The organism is Kitasatospora sp. NPDC056531, from assembly GCF_042794375.1.
In the GTDB taxonomy this organism is placed as follows: domain Bacteria; phylum Actinomycetota; class Actinomycetes; order Streptomycetales; family Streptomycetaceae; genus Kitasatospora.
In genome coordinates this window covers 63,949-82,798 of record NZ_JBHTTU010000022.1, presented here as the reverse complement: position 1 = coordinate 82,798, position 18,850 = coordinate 63,949, and the positions used below count along the sequence as shown (strand labels likewise).

The 18,850-nt window shown below is 72.4% G+C and carries 16 protein-coding genes; 10 read left to right on the top strand and 6 right to left on the bottom strand.

What is annotated here, in order from left to right:
- Positions 1-285: 285 nt before the first annotated feature.
- Both ACFQ87_RS20385 and ACFQ87_RS20380 read left to right on the top strand, forming a co-directional pair.
- Positions 286-1,050, top strand: a complete 765-nt coding sequence (locus ACFQ87_RS20385) for a class I SAM-dependent methyltransferase (RefSeq protein ID WP_380612176.1) — start codon at positions 286-288, stop codon at positions 1,048-1,050.
- A gap of 110 nt (positions 1,051-1,160) precedes the next feature.
- Positions 1,161-3,014 (top strand): SpoIIE family protein phosphatase, encoded by a 1,854-nt coding sequence (locus ACFQ87_RS20380; RefSeq protein WP_380612175.1) that lies wholly within the window; start codon positions 1,161-1,163, stop codon positions 3,012-3,014.
- Between the two features lie 78 nt (positions 3,015-3,092).
- Here the strand turns inward: ACFQ87_RS20380 and ACFQ87_RS20375 are convergent, their stop codons facing one another.
- Entirely contained in the window at positions 3,093-5,276 is a 2,184-nt protein-coding gene (locus ACFQ87_RS20375) for an MMPL family transporter (RefSeq protein ID WP_380612174.1), read from the bottom strand.
- Between the two features lie 139 nt (positions 5,277-5,415).
- Here ACFQ87_RS20375 and ACFQ87_RS20370 point away from each other — a divergent pair, with 139 nt between their 5' ends.
- The gene (locus tag ACFQ87_RS20370; RefSeq protein ID WP_380612173.1) at positions 5,416-6,051 is read left to right on the top strand and encodes a TetR/AcrR family transcriptional regulator; all 636 of its coding nucleotides are present in this window, start codon (positions 5,416-5,418) and stop codon (positions 6,049-6,051) included.
- Between the two features lie 68 nt (positions 6,052-6,119).
- Here the strand turns inward: ACFQ87_RS20370 and ACFQ87_RS20365 are convergent, their stop codons facing one another.
- Entirely contained in the window at positions 6,120-7,070 is a 951-nt protein-coding gene (locus ACFQ87_RS20365; protein WP_380612172.1) for a LysR substrate-binding domain-containing protein, read from the bottom strand.
- Positions 7,071-7,262: 192 nt separating this feature from the next.
- On the opposite strand from ACFQ87_RS20365, the gene ACFQ87_RS20360 reads away from it, so the two are divergent.
- The 6 genes from ACFQ87_RS20360 to ACFQ87_RS20335 all read left to right on the top strand — a co-directional run bounded on the left by ACFQ87_RS20360 (position 7,263) and on the right by ACFQ87_RS20335 (position 11,250).
- Complete coding sequence (locus ACFQ87_RS20360) at positions 7,263-7,814, top strand: peroxiredoxin (RefSeq protein ID WP_380612171.1); 552 nt, start codon at positions 7,263-7,265, stop codon at positions 7,812-7,814.
- Positions 7,815-7,817: 3 nt separating this feature from the next.
- Positions 7,818-8,360 (top strand): alkyl hydroperoxide reductase, encoded by a 543-nt coding sequence (locus tag ACFQ87_RS20355; protein WP_380612170.1) that lies wholly within the window; start codon positions 7,818-7,820, stop codon positions 8,358-8,360.
- A 241-nt stretch (positions 8,361-8,601) separates the two neighbouring features.
- Positions 8,602-8,868, top strand: coding sequence for a hypothetical protein (locus ACFQ87_RS20350; RefSeq protein WP_380612169.1), 267 nt, complete (start codon positions 8,602-8,604; stop codon positions 8,866-8,868).
- A 12-nt stretch (positions 8,869-8,880) separates the two neighbouring features.
- On the top strand, positions 8,881-10,488 hold the full coding sequence (locus ACFQ87_RS20345) for an alpha/beta hydrolase (protein ID WP_380612168.1): 1,608 nt from the start codon (positions 8,881-8,883) through the stop codon (positions 10,486-10,488).
- Positions 10,481-10,921: a hypothetical protein gene (locus ACFQ87_RS20340; RefSeq protein ID WP_380612167.1), complete on the top strand. Its 441-nt coding sequence runs from the start codon at positions 10,481-10,483 to the stop codon at positions 10,919-10,921. Before ACFQ87_RS20345 ends, ACFQ87_RS20340 begins: the two co-directional genes overlap by 8 nt.
- The gene (locus tag ACFQ87_RS20335) at positions 10,918-11,250 is read left to right on the top strand and encodes a hypothetical protein (protein WP_380612166.1); all 333 of its coding nucleotides are present in this window, start codon (positions 10,918-10,920) and stop codon (positions 11,248-11,250) included. The genes ACFQ87_RS20340 and ACFQ87_RS20335 overlap by 4 nt, the downstream gene beginning before the upstream one ends.
- Here ACFQ87_RS20335 and ACFQ87_RS20330 read toward each other — a convergent pair.
- The 4 genes from ACFQ87_RS20330 to ACFQ87_RS20315 form a co-directional block, all read right to left on the bottom strand.
- On the bottom strand, positions 11,247-12,737 hold the full coding sequence (locus ACFQ87_RS20330) for an AI-2E family transporter (RefSeq protein ID WP_380612165.1): 1,491 nt from the start codon (positions 12,735-12,737) through the stop codon (positions 11,247-11,249). The two genes, ACFQ87_RS20335 and ACFQ87_RS20330, sit on opposite strands and share 4 nt — an antisense overlap.
- Positions 12,738-13,265: 528 nt before the next feature.
- A complete protein-coding gene (locus ACFQ87_RS20325) occupies positions 13,266-14,006 on the bottom strand; it encodes a transglycosylase SLT domain-containing protein (protein WP_380612164.1) in 741 nt (246 codons plus the stop codon).
- A gap of 451 nt (positions 14,007-14,457) precedes the next feature.
- A complete protein-coding gene (locus tag ACFQ87_RS20320) occupies positions 14,458-15,792 on the bottom strand; it encodes a PhoH family protein (protein ID WP_380612163.1) in 1,335 nt (444 codons plus the stop codon).
- A 206-nt stretch (positions 15,793-15,998) separates the two neighbouring features.
- Positions 15,999-16,793 carry an isoprenyl transferase gene (locus ACFQ87_RS20315; protein ID WP_380612162.1) on the bottom strand — a complete coding sequence of 265 codons (795 nt, stop codon included), beginning with the start codon at positions 16,791-16,793 and terminating at the stop codon, positions 15,999-16,001.
- A 374-nt stretch (positions 16,794-17,167) separates the two neighbouring features.
- On the opposite strand from ACFQ87_RS20315, the gene ACFQ87_RS20310 reads away from it, so the two are divergent.
- Complete coding sequence (locus ACFQ87_RS20310) at positions 17,168-18,739, top strand: chitinase (RefSeq protein WP_380612161.1); 1,572 nt, start codon at positions 17,168-17,170, stop codon at positions 18,737-18,739.
- The last annotated feature ends 111 nt before the right edge of the window (positions 18,740-18,850 follow it).

Here is an 18,850-nt window from a genome sequence, read left to right as displayed (position 1 = left end):
CGTCCGGCGTGCGGGGCTCGGCGCACCACCCCGCCCGCACCGTCGTGCTTCCGAGAACCTAGTCCACATCGGCCCAAGCATGACGAGTTGGCCGGAAACGGACCCCATGGCGCAGAGATCACGCATATTCTCAGATGCCAGTACGCACACGAGTGTCCACCGGCAACGTGTCGGGGTGCAGTGCGTCTGTGTGATGCGGGGAGCGTGACGTACCGCCACCGGCAGCGGCCCGCGAGGCCGCGGAGGAGCCGACCGGAGGCCACGGGTGGAAGGGTGCCTCTCAACGTGACGACCGGACAGATATCCGATTCGTTCCCCGTCGGCGAGGAAGCCGACGACGACGAACCCGACGTACGGCGGCGCCGTGCGGCGCGGGCCCTGCAGGCGGTCGCCTTCGACACCATCGGCGCCGGGTACGGCGAGGCCTTCCCCGCCAAGGACGGGCAGCTGGAGTGCGGGAAACAGCTGCTCACGGCGCTCGAACCCGGGGCCCGGGTGCTGGACGTGGGCTGCGGCACCGGCGAGCCGACCGTCCGCCAGCTGACCGCCGGCGGGCTGCGGGTGACCGGGACGGACCTCTCGGACGTGATGCTCGCGCTGGCCCGTCAGGCGAACCACCCCGGCCCGTACCCGCCCGATTTCCATCGGATCGACCTGTACGATCTGGCCACCGAGCGCGCCGACCGGGTCTGGGGCGTCCCCGGGCTCGGCCCGGAGGGCCACGGCACCTTCGCCGCCGTCACCGCGTTCTTCTCCCTGATCCTGCTGCCGCAGGACGAGGTCCCGACCGTGCTCGGGCGGCTGCGCGAACTCCTGCGGCCGGGCGGACTGCTGGCGCTCGGTATGGTCGAGGCGGACCTGGATCACGTTCCGCTTCCGTTCCTTGGCAGAGAGCTGCGGATCAGTGGGTATCTGCGGGAGGATCTGGAACGGGTTCTGGTCGCGGCCGGTTTCGCCGTCGAGGAGTGCTCGGGGCATCCGTACGCGCCGGCCAGCACCACGCTGCCGCCGGAGGAACAGCTGTTCCTGTGCTGTCGACGCGTCGGCTGATCGACCGCCCGACCGCCCGACCAGCACAGCCACCAACCGGCACAGCCACCAACCAGCACACCCACCGCCCAGCCCACCCACCGCCCACACCGAATCCAGGACAGGCAGCCGTGCGCGACCAGCTCAAGACCGAGGCGGAGCAGCCGCCCGCCGTCCCGGGCCAGCGCCGCCGGGTCCCGGCCCGGGCACAGGCCCCGGCGAAGCCGCCGACGGCACGGCCGGACCGCGCCGGGGCGGCGGAAGGGCTGGCCGACCGCCTCGCCTACCTCGACGCGGCGACCCGACGGATCAACAGCGCCCTCGACCTGTCCGCGACCCTGCGCAACATCGGCCGGGTGCTGGTCCCGACCCTCGCCGACGCGGCCGTCGTCCACCTGCGCGACCCGCTGCCCAACGTCGAGCGCGAGCCCGGCTTCCCGGACGAGCTGCGGATCCACCACAGCACCGGCACCCGGATCGGCCGGCGCGGCCGCAAGGGCGGCGTGGACGACCGGCACCGCTCCCGGTTCGGCTCCCGCTCCACCGCTGACCCGGGCCCGGCCGTCCCGGTCACCCGCGGCGGGGCGCTCGCGCACGTCCTGCTGAGCCGCCGTCCGGCCGAGTCGGCCGTCCTGGGCACGCCCGCGGCCGAGCGCACCGAGACGCTGCTGCGCGAGCTGTACGGCCCTCGCGGGCTGGCCCGGCTGGCCGCCGGCACCTCCGTCCTCGCTCTGCCGCTGCGCGGCCGCAAGGCCGTCCTCGGACTGCTGGTGCTGATCCGGCGGCCCCCTGAACGCACCGGCCGCCCGGCCTTCGACCCCGCCGACACCGCGACCGCCGCGCATCTGGCCACCCAGGCCGGGCTGGCGGTGGACACCGCGCTGCGGTACGCCCGCGAGTGGGAGATAGCCAACGAACTCCAGCGCAGCATGCTGCCGTTGCGGCTGCCGCAGCCGCACGGCGTCCGGCTCGCCCAGCGCTACCTGCCCGGCGAGCGCGGCGCGCAGGTCGGCGGCGACTGGTACGACGCGGTGCCGCTGCCCGGCAACCGGGTCGCCCTGATCGTCGGCGACGTGATGGGCCACTCGCTCACCTCGGCCGCCATCATGGGCCAACTGCGCACCAGCGCCCAGACCTTGGCCGCCCTCGACCTGCCGCCGCACGAGGTGCTCTACCACCTGGACGAGCAGGCCCAGCGGCTCGGCCGCGAACAGCACCTGGCCACCTGCGTGTACGCGGTGTACGACCCGATCGCCAACCGGGTGGTGCTGGCCAACGCCGGGCACGTCCCACCGGTGCTGGTCCGCCCGGACGGCACGGCCGAGTTGGTGGAGCTGGACTCCGGGGCGCCGATCGGGGTCGGCGGGGTGGACTTCAACTCCGTCGAACTGCCCGCGCCGCCCGGCTCGGCGCTGCTGCTGTTCACCGACGGCCTGGTGGAGACCCGCAGCCGTCCGATCAGCGACGGCCTGGAGGTGCTCCGCGCCAGGATCGCCGCCGCCCGCTGGCAGTCCCCCGAGCAGCTGTGCCAGGAGGCGCTGCGGATCCTGCCGCCCGGGGACCGCGGTGACGACATCGCCCTGCTCGGCGCCTGCTTCGACGGCATCCCGGCCGGGGACGTCGCGCACTGGTACCTGCAGCCGCGCAACGAGACGCCGGGCCGGGCGCGCCGACTGGCCGCGCACACCCTGCGCCGCTGGGGGCTGGACGAGCTGAGCGAGGCGACCGAGCTGATGGTCAGCGAGCTGGTGACCAACGCCGTCCAGCACGCGACCCGGCCGGTCACCCTGAGCCTGGTGCGCACCACCCGGCTGCGCTGCGAGGTCGGCGACGACAGCCCGCTGCTGCCGCGGCCGCGCCGCACGGGCCCGGAGGACGAACGCGGGCGCGGGCTGCAGATAGTGGCCCGGTGCGCGGACCGTTGGGGCGCCACCCGGCTGGGCACCGGCAAGGTGGTCTGGTTCGAACAGCGGCTGCCCCAGTAGCCGCCGGCTCCGTCACAGCCCCGGATCAGCCGGGCGCCCGGCGGGAGACCGCTCCCACCGGGCGCGTCGAAGGGGTCGTCACACCCCGGCGGGCTCCTTCACCGGCTTCTCCTCCAACCGGGCGATCAGCTGCTCGCCCTCCATGTCGACCTTCGGCACGACCTTCTCCAGCCGCTTCGGGAACCACCAGGCCGCCTTGCCGAACAGCGCCATCGCGGCCGGTACCAGCGCCATCCGCACCACGAAGGCGTCCACCAGCACGCCCACCGCGAGGGCGAAGCCGATCGGCTGGACGATCGGGTCGTGGCCGAAGACGAAGGCCCCGAACACCGAGATCATGATCAGCGCGGCCGCGGTCACCACCCGGGCGCCGCCCTTCACCCCGCCGACGACCGCCTCGCGCGGCTCCTTTCCGTGGACGTACTGCTCCTTCATCCCGGAGACCAGGAACAGCTCGTAGTCCATCGCCAGCCCGAACAGCACGCCGATCAGCAGGATCGGCACGAAGCTGACCACCGGGCCGACCTTGGGCACGTCGATCAGGCCGTCCAGCCAGCCCCACTGGTAGACCGCGACCACCGCGCCGAGCGAGGCCACGATGCTGAGCAGGAAGCCGAGCACCGCCTTGAGCGGCACCAGCACCGAGCGGAAGGCCAGCGCCAGCAGCAGCAGGGCGATGCCGACGATCACCGCGACGAACGGCGGCAGGGCCTGGCCGAGCTTGGTGGAGACGTCGATGTTGGCGGCCGTGGTGCCGGTGACGGCGATGCTCGCGCCGGTCGCGGACTTGAGCCCGGCGCGCTGGTCGCGGATCTCGTTGACTAGCGCCTTGGTGTCCGCGTGGTCCGGGCCGGTCTGCGGGATGACGGGCACCAGGGCGGTCCGGCTGGCCTGGTCGACGGTCGGCGGCAGCAGCGTCCTGACGCCCTTCAGGGTCTGCAGCCTGCCCGCCACGGCCTGCACCGCCTGCTCGGGCCGCGGCGCGTCATGGGCGTCCACGACGACCACCAGCGGCGCGTTGAAGCCGGGCCCGAAGCTCTCGCTGACCAGGTCGTACGCCTTGCGGCCGTCCGTCCCGACGGCCTGCGATCCGCCGCCCGGCAGGCCGAGCTCAAGGCTCGCGGCGGGCACCGCGAGGGCGCCCAGCCCGGCCAGGCCGACCAGCAGCACCGGCAGCGGGCGGCGGACCACGAAGCGGGCCCAGCGCTCGCCCACGGTGGTCCGGCCGTGCGTGGTCAGCGCCCGCTTCCAGACCGGCAGCCGGTCGATCGCGCGGCCGGCGAAGCCGAGCACCGCGGGCAGCAGGGTGATCGCGACCAGGACGGCGACCACGACGGCGCCGGAGGCGGCCAGCCCCATCACGGTGAGGAACGGGACGCCGGCCACGGCCAGCCCGGCGAGCGCGACCACGACGGTCAGGCCGGCGAAGACCACCGCGCTGCCGGCGGTCGCGGTGGCGCGGGCGGCGGCCTCCTCGGGCTCCAGACCCTCGTCCAGGTTGCGGCGGTGCCGGAAGAGGATGAACAGCGCGTAGTCGATGCCGACGGCGAGGCCGACCATCAGCGCCAGCACCGGCGCGGTGGTGATGATCTCGAACGAGCCGGTGAGCGCCAGCAGGGCGCCCATGGCCACGCCGACGCCGATCAGGGCGGTCAGCAGCGGCAGTCCGGCGGCGACCAGGGTGCCCAGGGTGACCACCAGCACCACCCCGGCCACCACCAGGCCGATCGACTCGGTGCCGCCCTCGATCTGGGCGAACCGGTTGTACGCGTCACCGCCGAAGGCGACGTCCAGCCCGGCCGCGCGGGCCGGTTCGGCGGCGGCCTTCACGGCCTCGCGCTGCTGGTCGGTGACGTCGGCGAGCTTGTGGTCGAAGGAGACCAGCGCGATCGCGACCTTCCCGTCCGGGGAGACGGCGCCGGTGGCGTACGGGTCGGGCACCGCGGCCACGCCGGGGACGTGGGCGATCCGGTCGACGGCCTCGCCGACCGCCTTGCCCGCCCCGGGCGCCTTGATGCCGCCGGAGTCCTCGGCGGCGAAGACGATCTGCGCGGAGCCGTGGCCCTGTGCCGGGAAGGTGCCCTTGATCTTGTCCAGGGTGCTCTGGGCCTCGGTGCCGGGGACCTTGAACTCGTCGCTGGTCTTGCCGGCGAAGGCCCCCGCGGCGCCGCCGATCGCGATCAACAGGGCGATCCAGACGGCCAGCACGGCCCGCCTTCTCCGGAAGCAGTAGCGGCCCAGCCGATACAGGTACGTGGCCATGGGTTCCCTCGGTCGGATCGTCGGACAGGCGGCTGCCTGATCGGACCCGTCCCACGGTAGACCCAAGTTTGTCGGGTGACAAAGTTGGGCGACAAAATCATCCGACACGGTTGCCTGACCATGGCGCTACTCTGGCTGGATGGCTCATGTCCCCGCCTCCGAACGCCGACCACAGCTGGTCCGGGCCGCGATCGACCTGATGACCCGGGAAGGGGTCGCCGCCGGCAGCACCCGCGCGATCGCGGCCGAGCTGGGCGTGGCACAGGCGACGGTGCACTACACCTTCGGTACCAAGAAGGACCTCTACCGGTCCGTCGTCGAGGAGGTGGCCGCCCAGTTCATCGGCCAGGTGCGCGCCGCGTCCCCGGGCGACGGCCCGTTCGGCGAGCAGGTTCGCACCCTGGTGCACGCGCTCTGGGCCGCCGCCACCGGCGAGGAGGGGCGCTGCGTGCTGCTGAGCGAGTTCTCGGCGCTGGCGATGCGCGATCCCGACGTGCGGGAGATCATGCTCGGACTGGACCGCGCGATCGAGGGCACCGCCACCGAGATGCTCACCGCCCTCGCGGAGGCCCACCGACTGACCCTGGCCGTGCCCGCCCGCGAGATCGCCGTCCACTTCCTCAGCGGCTTCGACGGCCTGACGGCCCGCCACCTCACCGGGCACTCCCCCGGCGAGCCCGCCGACCCGGACACCCTGCGGGCGCTGGACCTGCTCGTGGCCACGACGGTCGGGCTCTGCCTGGGCACCCCCGCCGTGGTCGGCCGGGGCGCCTGAAGCCGCCCACCGAAGACGGGCCCTCAGGGCCCGTCCGGCGGATCCCTGCCGGGTCCGCCGGACAGGTCCTAGGAGACGATCCGGACCGGCAGTTCGGCCAGCACCTCGCGCAGCGCGGCCGCGAAACGCTCGTACTCCGCGCTGCGGGCCGAGCCCGGGCGGGTGGCCAGCCCGATCCGGCGACCGGGCGCCGGATCGGTGAAGCGGACGGCGGCCAGCCGGTCGGTGCGGCCGGCCTCGACGGCCAGCGCGGTGGCGGGCAGCAGGGTCACCCCGAGGCCCCCGGCGACCAGCTGGACCAGGGTGGACAGCCCGGCCGCGCGGGTGGCGGAGCCGGCCGGGTCGGCGCCGACCTCGCGGCAGATGTCCAGCGCCTGGTCGCGCAGGCAGTGCCCCTCCTCCAGCAGCAGCACGTCCAGGTCGAGCAGCACGTCGCGCGGGACGTCGATCCGCCCGGCGAGCGGGTGCCCGGGCGGGGTGACCAGGACGAAGTCCTCGTCGAACAGCGGGATGTCCAGGGTCGGCGAGGCCCCGCCGGCCGGTAGCGCGAGCAGCAGCACGTCCAGGCGCCCGGTGGCCAGACCCTCCAGCAGCGAGGGGGTGCGCTCCTCGTGGACGTGCGGCTCCAACTCCGGGAACCGGTCGCGGACCAGCTTCAGCACCAGGGGCAGGAGATACGGCGCGACGGTCGGGATCACGCCCAGGTGCAGCGGCCCGGTGAACGGTCGGCGGGCGGCCTCGACCTCCTCGGTCAGCTCCTGCAACGAGGCCAGCACCCGACGGGCGTGCCGGTGCACCCGCTCCCCCAGCGGCGTGACGATCACCTTGCGCGTCGTACGCTCGACCAGCTGGGCGCCCAGCGACTCCTCCAGCGCCGCCACCGCCCCGGACAGCGCCGGCTGACTGGTCCCGGTCGCGGCGGCGGCCTCCCGGAAGTGCCGGTGCTCGGCCACCGCGACGAAGGCCCTGAGCTGGGCGACCGTCGGCGTCCGGGGGCTGCGGGCTGTGCCGCTCGCCACAGCGTGCTCGGCCTTGGCGGAGGCGGACCTGCGGGCGGCGGGCCGGGGTGCGGGCGGTTCAGTACTGATAGCAATCTCCGATCAGACACATCCAGTGTAGCTATTTCCCTGATCAGTCCACGATGTGGAATGGTGGGTCGTGTCCGGAATCCGGACAAAGCTCCCCACAGTCTCACTTCAGGAGAAGCGAACGTGCTCACGATCGGTGACAAGTTCCCCGAGTTCGACCTCAAGGCCTGTGTCGACCTCGACGCCGCGAACGCCTTCGCCGACATCAACCACAAGTCCTACGAGGGCAAGTGGAAGATCGTCTTCTTCTGGCCGATGGACTTCACCTTCGTCTGCCCCACCGAGATCGCCGCGTTCGGCAAGCTGAACGACGAGTTCGCCGACCGCGACGCCCAGATCCTCGGCGTCTCCGGCGACTCCGAGTTCGTGCACCACGCCTGGCGCAAGGACCACAAGGACCTGCGCGACCTGCCCTTCCCGATGCTGGCCGACATCAAGCACGACCTGATGCGCGCCTGCGGCGTCGAGGGCGAGGACGGCACCGCCCAGCGCGCCGTGTTCATCGTCGACCCGAACAACGAGATCCAGTTCGTCATGGTGACCGCCGGCTCCGTCGGCCGTAACCCCAAGGAGGTCCTGCGGGTGCTGGACGCCCTGCAGACCGACGAGCTGTGCCCGTGCAACTGGAACAAGGGCGAGGACACCCTCGACGCCCAGGCCCTCCTGGCGGGCTGACCCATGGCCCTCGACGACCTGAAGGCCGCCCTCCCGGACTACGCCAAGGACCTCAAGCTCAACCTGGGCTCGGTCATCGGCAACTCCGACCTCCCGACCCAGCAGCTCTGGGGCACCGTGCTCTCCTGCGCGATGGCCACCCGCAGCCCCGGCCTGCTGCGTGAGCTGGAGCCCGAGGCCAAGGCCAACCTCTCCCCGGAGGCGTACACCGCCGCCAAGGGCGCGGCCGCGATCATGGGGATGAATAACGTCTACTACCGGACGCTGCATCTGCTCTCCGACAAGGAGTACAGCACGATGCGCGCCGGCCTGCGGATGAACATCATCGGCACCCCCGGCGTCGAGAAGATCGACTTCGAGCTCTGGTGCTTCGCGGTCTCCGCCATCAACGGCTGCGGCCAGTGCCTCGACTCGCACGAGGCCGTCCTGCGCAAGGCCGGCGTCGAGCGCGAGGTCATCCAGGCCTCGATGAAGATCGCCGCCGTCCTGCAGGCCGTGGCCGGCGTCCTCGACTCCGAGGCCGCCCTCGCCGCCGTCAACTCCTGACGCACCCGGCACAACGCCTACGGGCCCCTCCGCTCCAGGAGGGGCCCGTAGGCGTTTCCGCACCCTGGGCCCTCCCAACTCCGCTACAGTGCATGGCGATCCGTGCACGACATTCGGTCCGAGGGGGCCCGAGGTGTCCGACCACCCTTCGAATGGCGGCGGCTTCCAAGTCACCCCGGACGAACTCCACCGGACCGGGAGCACAGCCGTAGAAACGGCGGGCCAGGTCCCCGGCGACCTCATGGCGCTGCTCGAAACCTCGCACCAGTCCACGGCGGGACTCGCCCGGCTCCAGTGCGGCACTGCGCTCGGCACCTGCACCGGCGCCTGGAACACCCTGCTGAGCGACCTCCGCACCACGATGGCACGACAGGGCCAGGGCCTCATCGACGCGAGCCTCGGGTACGGGAGCACCGACCAGCAGATCAGCACGGCCTTCGGCCCGGACACCCGCACCAACGGCCCGACCCCACGGCAGAAGCAGAACTTCGTCCTGCACTTCGGCTAGGGGGCCGACCACATGGACCTCGCGACACTGCGCGACACCGACCTCAACAACCTGTACGCCGCTGCCGACGCCTACGACAAGACGCACCGCGCACTGGGGCGACACCTGGAGAAGTGGCGCGACGGCGTCGACGGCCGCATCGCGAACTCCGGCTGGTCCGGGCCCTCCGCCGACCTGGCCCGCCCGGCGCTGCACCGCAGCACCGGGGAGCTGAAGGCTGCCCAGAGCGAGATCCGGCAGATCGGCCGATCGATCCGGGTCGGCGCCGACGCGCTGGCCCTCACCCAGTCCGCGCTGCGCAAGGCGCTGGCCGATGTCCAGAGCGCCGGGATGTCGGTCGACGACCGCGGCTCCGTCTCCTGGCCGGTCGGCAGCTACGCCGACCAGCACGATCCCGAGTACCAGAAGAGCTGCGAGCGCACCGCCAAGGAGTTGGCCGCCCGCATCTCGACGGCGCTGGCCGAGGCCGACGCCGTCGACCAGGCCATCTCCGCCCGGCTCCAGCACTTCACCCGGCGGGCCCAGGACGGCAGCGGCCTCGACCCGGTCACGGCCACCGCCGACCGACTCGACACCAACCTCATCCCGGACAACCTGCTGCTCAGCGGCGTACCAAAGGAGAACGCGTCACCCACCGAGGTCAACGCCTGGTGGAACGGGCTGCCCGCCGACAAGCAGCAGTGGCTGATCAAGGAACACCCTGACCTGGTGGGCAACCGCGACGGGGTCCCCGCCGAAGCCCGCAACCAGGCCAACCGAATCACCCTTCCTCGGCTCATCGCCGAGTACGAGCGGGGCGACCACAAGTCCGACCCCGACGAGGACCTCAAGCTGGCCGGCTTCCGCAGCATCGCCAAGCGGCTGCGCGCGACGGACGGAACCGAGCCCCCCGTCCTCCTGCTCGGCATCGGGGACGAGGGGCAGGGCCGCGGCATCATCTCCTTCGGCAACCCCGACACCGCGGACAACGTCACCTCACTGGTCGGTGGCCTCGGGACCGAGCTGCAGCGCATCGGCGGCGGCGACGCGGACCGGGCGAAGGCCGTGTACGACGCCGCCAATCGCGCCGACCACAGCCGGTCGACGGCCTCGATCGCCTGGCTGGGCTACGACGCACCGCTCCACTTTCAGGGCACCCTCGACTTCAGCCGCGCCCAGACCGGAGTCGACGCCTACCGCACGTTCCTCGAAGGGCAGCGCGTCACGCACCAGGGACCTCCGGCCCACGTCACGGCACAGGGCCACAGCTTCGGCTCGCTCCTGGTCGGCCTCGCCGCGAAGAAGCCGGCCGGGCTGGCGGCCGACGACATCATCCTGGTCGGCAGCCCCGGCACCGACGCCTTCCACGCCTCGGACTTCTCCGTGGGAGCCGCCCACGCCTACGTCGGCGCGGCCGGCTGGGACTACGTCTCGCACGCCGGCTGGTACACCCGGGACCCGGCGAGCGCCGACTTCGGCGCCGAGAGATTCGCCGTGGACATCGGGTCGGCCAACGGCACCGCGCACTCGTCCTACTGGGACGACGGGCCCGACGACGACCACACCTCGATCGACAACATCGGAGAGATCGTCAGCGGTCACGGCGACCGGATCACGAAGGTGGTCGGCCGCCGTGACTGACAGCACGCCGGAACCCCGTCCGCCCCGACCGTCGCTCGCCGAGGCCGCCCGACGGCGCCGGCCCGGGCAGCCCCGGACGAGGCACCCGCACCTCCGGCGGCCCCACCCGGCACCGCCTCCGGCATGGTGGCCACTTCTGACCTGGATTTCCTGGAGCCTGACCGTCATCTCCGCGCTGGGGTGGCCGGCCATCGCCGTTCTCAAGAACTCGTACCAGTCGATGGACGAGGGCTGGTCGAGCGCCGAGGGCGACCGACTGATCTACCTGCCGATGCTCGCGCCGGTGGCCGGTGCCGTGCTGGCGCCGGCCCTGGTCCTGACCACGTCGGCCCGGCGGTGGGGCTTCCGGGCGATGGTCGCCCTGGCCGGGGTCGGGTCGGTGGTCGGGTGGCTGGGCGCGCTCGGCTACGGCATCGTGACGACCGCCCGATGAGCGGCCGGCGGGTGCCGCAGGGCGACGGCCGCGGGTGGCGGGTGGTCGTCGCGGTCTACCGGGTGCTGATCGGCCTCTTCGTGGCCCTCTCGATGCTGGGCGAGCTGAGGCTGATGTCGTTCGAGCACCCACCACCGGTCGGTTTCCACAAGCTGCTGCGGGTCGTGGTCCTGCCCTTGGGCGGGCCGGGGCTGGGAGGGGTGCTGACCCGGCTGGTGCTGGCGCGGACCTCCCTGCGGCGGGCGCCCGCGGTGGAGCGGAAGGCCCTCGTCCTGACCGGCGCGATGCTGGGTCTGCTGGTCACGGCGTTCCTCCCGGACCTGCCCTAGTCCACCGCCGGGGCCGGCTCCGCCGCCTGGGTCGGTTGCGCCGGTTGGGCCGCAGCCTTGTGTTCGGCGGCTTCGCGGGCGGCTTCGAGGGCGGTGAAGACGGCCTGGCCGGCCTCGTTGCGGCGGCGCAGGTGGGTGATCACGGTGTTGGTGACGGCGATCAGCGGGACGGCGACCACCGCGCCACCGATGCCGCCGATGATGCCGCCGGCCGCGACGCCGAGGACCACGCCGAGCGGGTGGACCCGGACGGCGCGGCCGAGGATCAGCGGCTGGAGGATGTGGCTCTCGACCTGCATCACCACGATCAGGATCACCAGCACCATGAGCGCCGTCCACGGCCCCTGGGTGACCAGGGCGATCAGGACCGCGACGGTGCCGGTGACCAGGGCGCCGACCAGCGGGACGAAGGCGCCCAGGAAGATGATCACGGCGAGCGGCACGGCCAGCGGCACGCCCAGCAGCTCGATGCCGGTGCCGATGCAGACCGCGTCGATGAAGGCCACGCCGACCGTGCCGCGCACGTACGCGGTGAGGGTGATCCAGGCCTTGGGGCCGGCGCCGGCCATCGCGAAGCGGGAGTGCCGGGGCAGGCCGCGCAGGGCCCAGTTCCAGATCTTCGCCCCGTCGTACAGGAAGAAGAAGGTGGTGAAGAAGGTCATCAGCAGCGCGGTCAGGGTCTCGACGGCGATCTGCGCGCCGGTGATCGAGGCCGAGGTGAGCTGGTCCGTGTTGGTGGTGATGGCCTTGGTGATCTGGTTGGCGAAGTCGGTGATCTGCTGCTGGGTCAGGTGCAGCGGTCCGGTGACCAGCCAGTCCCGCAGCTGGTTGACGCCGGTCTTCACCTGGGTGGTGACGTCGGACAGATTGGTGGTCACCTGCCACACCACGAACCAGCCGACCAGCCCGATCCCGGCCAGGCCGCTCAGGAACACCCCGCCCGCCGCGAGCGAGCGCGGCACCCCGTGCCGGCGCAGCCAGGAGACGGAGGGTTCCAGCAGCGCGGAGATCAGCAGCGAGGCCAGCACCGAGAAGGCCACCAGCCGCAGCATGTCGACGACGTAGAAGACGACGTACAGCGCGGCGCCGAGCAGCAGCAGCCGCCAGGTCGACTCGGCGGCCACCCGGAGTCCCCAGGGCACCGCCTCGGCGGGGGTGGCGGGCCGGCCCGGGTGGTACTCCCGTCCGAGCCCGGCGTTCGCGGCCGGTACGGGCGGGGCGGCCGGGGCCGCCGCGGGCACGGGGGCCGTAGCCGTAGCCGTCGTCACAGCCGTCGCTGCCGCGGCGGGCTCGACGGCCACGGCCGCCGAGTCGACGCGCGGCACCGGGACGGGCCCGGGCGCCTCGGTGAGGGCCGGAACGGCGGGAAGCTCGTGCGGGTCGGCCGCCATCGCGGCGCGTCGGCGCCGTTCGATCACGGCGGCCGCGCTCGCCACCACGGCCATGCCCTTGGCCACGGCCTTGAAGGCCTTTCCGCCCCGCGCCATCCTCGCTACCGCCGCTTCCCCGCTGTACCCGCCGAGTCGGCGGTACGCCGTGGGTCCTGCCACGGCCGTCAGGGATGACGCTACCCGGCGGGGGCCGGACGAGTCCGCCCACCGGCGGGTTCGACTCGATCGCCTCATCCCGCAAACCCGGACAAATCGCCGGATTGCAGATGGTTTCGTCCACACGCCGCTGGGGAGGAGTTCGAACGAGACCTCAGGGTCATCCCACTCAAGCCAACCGTCGGCGGACCGGCCGGTGGCGGGAAGCAACCAGGACCCCTTCCCGCGCCCCACGTCCGCATCCAGGACCGCACCGCCCGCGGGCGCACTGGTCAGCGCAGCCCGGGCGGCGCGGCCCGCCCCTTCCCAGCCGATGGAGGCCGACGGAGGGGGCCCGCCCGGTCGGAGAACGCCACCCGGCGGGAGAACGCGACGGCCCCCGGTCGCTCGTCGAACGGGACGAGCGACCGGGGGCCGTGCGGAGTGCGCCGCCCGGGGGCGGCGGCCACCTTCGGAGCGAGGGGCGGCCTAGTACCAGCTGTGCGCCTGCCAGAACGACCAGGCACCGCAGGGGCTGCCGTAGCGGTCGTTCATGTAGCCCAGGCCCCACTTGATCTGGGTGGCCGGGTTGGTGCGCCAGTCGGCGCCGGCCGAGGCCATCTTGGAGCCGGGCAGCGCCTGGACCAGGCCGTACGCGCCGGAGCCGCTGTTGGTCGCGGTGTAGTCCCAGCCGCTCTCGCGCTTCACGATGTTGCTGAAGCACTGGAACTGGCTGTCGTTGCCGACGATCTGCCGGGCCATGTCCTGGACGGAGCCGGGAGTGACCGAGACGGGCGGCGTGCTGCTGTCCACCGCGGTCATCGCCGAACGCGCCTTGGAGCGGTTGGCGGCGGCGTCGGCGGCGGCGCGCTGGTCGGCGGCGGCCTTGGCTGCCTTGTCCGCGTCGGCCTTGGCCTGGGCGTCGGCCTTGGCCTGGGCGTCCGCGGCGGCCTTCTGGCGCGCGGCCTCCTCGGCGGCCTTCTGCTCGGCAGCAGCCTTGGCGGCAGCGTCGGCGGAGGCCTGCTGGGCGGACGCCTGCTGGCCGATGTTGTCACTGATCGCCTGCGCCTGGGCGCCAGAGGGGACTTCGGCAAGCAGGGTCGCACCGGCGACGTCGACCGTCTGCGTCGTCTTGCCCTCGCTGCCCGAGGCCATACCCACGACGGCACCGACAGCGGTGACGGCGGTGGCGGAGGCCACAGCAACTCCCCGGACCGAGATCCGAGTCACATGGATTCCTTCCAGCATCGCCCATGCGTGACCGTACGGGCGCAACATGCCCCTTGGCACGGACCTCCGTTGGGTGCTCTGGTCACGGGAGGTGCTGGCCCGGCGTCCGGCCGAGGTGAGGCGACCAGGCGTTGGAATCGGGCGGCGTACGGCTCGTCGGTCTTCAATTGTGCGCCCACCGACCGGAGTTGGCGGGCTTTCCGGGGCCTGACTTCCGGAGTCCGGAAGCCCTGCCGCGCCGTACGCGGGGCCTGACAGAACCCTCACCATGCCGCACCGGACACTGTCGACGCAATTCCCGTCCGCGTGGCGCATGTCACATTCACCGCATGGGAGTTCCCCGGACAGAAAGCACTCGATGTGATGAAACGGGCGGGGCCCGCTCCGTCAGGAGCGGGCCCCTCAGCGCGAGCTGACCTTATTGTCCGACTATGTCCCGATCAGGGATGGTTCACGGGTTGATGTCCTCCAGCATCTCCGTGACCAGCGCCGCGATCGGCGAACGCTCCGAGCGCGTGAGCGTGATGTGGGCGAAGAGTGGATGGCCCTTCAGCTTCTCCACCACCGCCACCACACCGTCGTACCGGCCGACCCGGAGGTTGTCCCGCTGGGCCACGTCGTGGGTGAGCACCACCCGCGAACCCTGGCCGATCCGGGACAGCACCGTCAGCAGGACGTTCCGCTCCAGCGACTGGGCCTCGTCCACGATCACGAAGGCGTCGTGCAGCGAGCGCCCCCGGATGTGGGTCAGCGGCAGGACCTCCAGCATCCCCCGGGCGATGACCTCCTCGATCACGTCCGGGGTGGTGACGGCGGAGAGGGTGTCGAAGACCGCCTGCGCCCAGGGGCCCATCTTCTCCGCCTCGGTGCCCGGCAGGTAGCCGAGCTCCTGGCCGCCGACCGCGTACAGCGGCCGGAAGACCATCACCTTGCGGTGCTGCCTCCGCTCCAGCACCGCCTCCAGCCCCGCGCACAGCGCCAGCGCCGACTTGCCGGTGCCGGCCCGGCCGCCCATCGAGACGATGCCGATGTCCGGGTCGAGCAGCAGGTCCAGCGCCACCCGCTGCTCGGCGCTGCGACCGCGCAGCCCGAACGCCTCGCGCTCTCCGCGCACCAACCGGACCCGCCCGTCGCCGGTGACCCGGCCGAGCGCCCGGCCGCGCTCCGAGGTGAGCACCAGTCCGGTGTGGACCGGCAGCTCGGCGGCGCCCTCGACGTCCACCGCGGCGTCGTGGCCGGCCGCGAACAGCGCGTCCACCTCGTCGGCCGCGACGTGCAGCTCGGACATCCCGGTCCAGCCGGAGGTGATCGCGAGCTCGGCCCGGTACTCCTCGGCGAGCAGGCCCACCGAGCTGGCCTTGATCCGCAGCGGGAGGTCCTTGGAGACGACGGTGACGTCGTAGCCCTCGGCCTGCAGGTTGCGGGCGACCGCCAGGATCCGGGTGTCGGCCTCGCCGCCGCCGGCCCGGTAGCCGACCGGCAGTATCGAGACGTCCGAGTGGTTGAGCTCGACCCGGATCGTCCCCCCGAGTTCGCCGACCGGGATCGGCTCGTCGAGCCGCCCGTAGCGGATGCGGTAGTCGTCGAGCAGTCGCAGCGCCTGGCGGGCGAAGTAGCCCAGCTCCGGGTGGTGCCGCTTGGCCTCCAACTCGGTGACGACCACCACCGGGAGGACGACCTCGTGCTCCTCGAAGCGGGTCATGGCGAGCGGGTCCGCCAGGAGCACGCTGGTGTCGAGAACGTACGTGCGCCGGTCTGGTGTCCGGCGGCTCTTGGAACTGACCACTAGGCCTCCAGAGCGGATGACCCTGCGTCATCCGCGGCATGCCGGCCCCCGCTGCCCCGGTGGCCTCGGGGCCGGACTGACTGGAGTATTCCCAGGCGAGGAGCGGTGCATTCGCGTCCCCGGCGAACTGACGGATCATTGCCGGTGAACGTTTGGCCTCACGCGGAGCCCGGGTAGGCAAGCCCTACGGCGGTCACTTCACCGCGTCACAGACCCAGTCGCCGGTGCCGTTGCTCGAACGCGCGCAGGGCGCGCAGGAAGTCGACCTTGCGGAAGGCCGGCCAGTAGGCCTCGCAGAAGTAGAACTCGCTGTGGGCGCTCTGCCAGAGCAGGAAGCCGGACAGGCGCTGCTCGCCCGACGTGCGGATGATCAGGTCCGGGTCGGGCTGGTTGCGGGTGTAGAGGTGCTCGGCGATGTGCTCGACGGTCAGGATCTCGGCCAGTTCCTCGATCGAGGTGCCGCGTCCGGCGTGCTCCTGGAGCAGCGAACGGACGGCGTCGGCGATCTCGTGCCGGCCGCCGTAGCCGACCGCGACGTTGACGGTGATGCCGTCGATCGCGGCGGTCTGCTCGGCGGCGCGCTTGAGCACGTCGGCGGTGTGCTGCGGGAGCAGGTCCAGCGCGCCGACCGGGTTGACCCGCCAGCGGCGGGCGGCGGCCAGGCCGGTGACGGCGTCCTCGATGATGCCGAGCAGCGGGACCAGTTCGTCGGCCGGGCGGTCCAGGTTGTCGGTGGAGAGCATCCACAGGGTGACGACCTTGACGTGGGTCTCGTCGCACCAGCCGAGGAACTCGCTGATCTTGTCGGCGCCGCGCTGGTGGCCGTACGCGGTGGAGCCGCCGGCGGCCTTGGCCCAGCGGCGGTTGCCGTCCAGGATCACGCCGATGTGGTGCGGGGTGCGGCCGAGGTGGACCTCGACCCGGCGGCCGTAGAGCCGGTACATCCCGCCCAGCAGGGTGCGCAGCCCCGGCGTCCGTTCGGCGACATCGCGCAGACCCATGTTTCCCGGCCCCTCCGTGCTCGTTCAGCTGGTGCGTCACCGCACCGGCGCAGCCTACTCCCGCGCGCTGGCGCACGGGAAAGCCCCAGGTAGCGGTCTGGTCACGGTCCTGTACGAAGTCTGTCGCGGCGCGCGTGTCCCGGGCTCCGCCGGGCCCGACCCGGCGTGGACACGGAACGGTCTCCGAATCCTTAAAGAATCCGTAAGCCGACGGTCCGATGCTTGACGACCGGCAATGGTCTAGTCCAGCTTTTGACCCGGGACGACAGCGAACTCCCGCGTCCCACAAGGCTCACACCGAACCTGCCCTCCCCCACACGCGGCCGCCGCGCCCCCCACCGCGGCGGCCGCTCCTCCACCAGGAGCGTCACCCCATGGCCCGTACGCTGAACCAGCACGCCCACAAGCGCCGGCGCAGTCCCCTCCCGGCCGTCGCGGCCGGTGCCACCGCCCTCGCCCTGGCCGGCGGGGGGCTCGCCCTCTTCGCCGGGGGCGCCGGCGCGGCGGTCGGCAACCTGGTCACCAACGGCGGCTTCGAGAACGGGCTGGGCGGCTGGTCCTGCGCCGGCGCCGCGACCGCCGTGTCCTCGCCGGTCCACTCCGGCACCGGCGCGCTGCAGGCCACCCCGGGCGCGGGCGACACGGCCGAGTGCACCCAGACCATCAGCGTGCTGCCCAACACCAGCTACACACTGAGCGCCTGGGTGCAGGGCCCGTACGTCTACCTCGGCGCGCGCGGCACCGGCGGCACCGACCCGTCCACCTGGTCGAACCAGAACAGCTGGAACCAGCTGTCCACCACCTTCACCACCGGGGCGAACGCCACCAGCGTCACGGTCTACCTGCACGGCTGGTACGGGCAGGGCGCCTACCTCGCGGACGACGTCGCGCTGGTCGGCCCGGGCGGCACCTCCACCCCGTCGCCGACGGCCACCCCCACCCAGACGCCGACCGCCACCCCCACCGCGACACCCACCCAGACGGCGACCCCGACGCCCACGGCCACCCCGACCGCCACCGCCACGCCGACCACCCCGCCGGCCACCGGCCTGCCCGCCCACGTGGTCACCGGCTACTGGCAGAACTTCGACAACGGCTCGACCCCGCAGCGGCTGGGCGACGTGCAGAACGCGTACGACATCATCGCGGTCTCCTTCGCCGACGCCGTGCCGACCCGGACCGGCGCGATCAGCTTCACCCTGGACCCGGGCCTGTCCAAGGCGCTCGGCGGCTACACCGATGCCCAGTTCCGCGCCGACATCAAGGCCAAGCAGGCTGCGGGCAAGAAGGTCGTCCTCTCCATCGGCGGCCAGAACGGCGCGATCACCGTCGGCGACGCCACCGCCGGGGCCGACTTCGCCGACAGCGCGTACGCGATCATCAAGGACTACGGCTTCGACGGCATCGACGTCGACCTGGAGAACGGCGTCCAGGCCGGCCCGCTCGGCGACGCGCTGCACGCCCTGCAGGCCAAGGTCGGCCCCGGCTTCGTGCTGACCATGGCCCCCGAGACCATCGGGATGTACAGCACCTCCGGCGCCTACTTCCAGCTGGCGCTGAACACCAAGGACATCCTGACCGTCGTCAACACCCAGTTCTACAACTCGGGCGGCATGAACGGCTGCGACGGCAAGGTCTACAACCAGGGCACGATCGACTTCATCACCTCCCAGGTCTGCACCCACATCCAGGGCGGCCTGCGGCCCGACCAGGTCGGCATCGGCGTCCCCGCCTCCGGCAAGGCCGCCGGCGGCGGCTACGTCGACCCGTCGGTGGTGAACAACGCGCTCAACTGCCTGGCCACCGGCAACAACTGCGGCAGCTTCGTGCCGCCGGCCAAGTGGCCCACCATCCGGGGCGCGATGACCTGGTCCACCAACTGGGACGCCAACAACGGGAACGCCTTCTCCAACACGGTCGGCCCGTTCGTCCACAAGATGCCGTGAGGCGATCGGGGACGAGGCCTTCAGGGACGTAACCCCTCTCGGCGCGCCGCTCCTTGAGGGTGGGGCTCGCGCGCCGACGGCGGGGTCCGCCGTACCGACTCCGGCACGGCG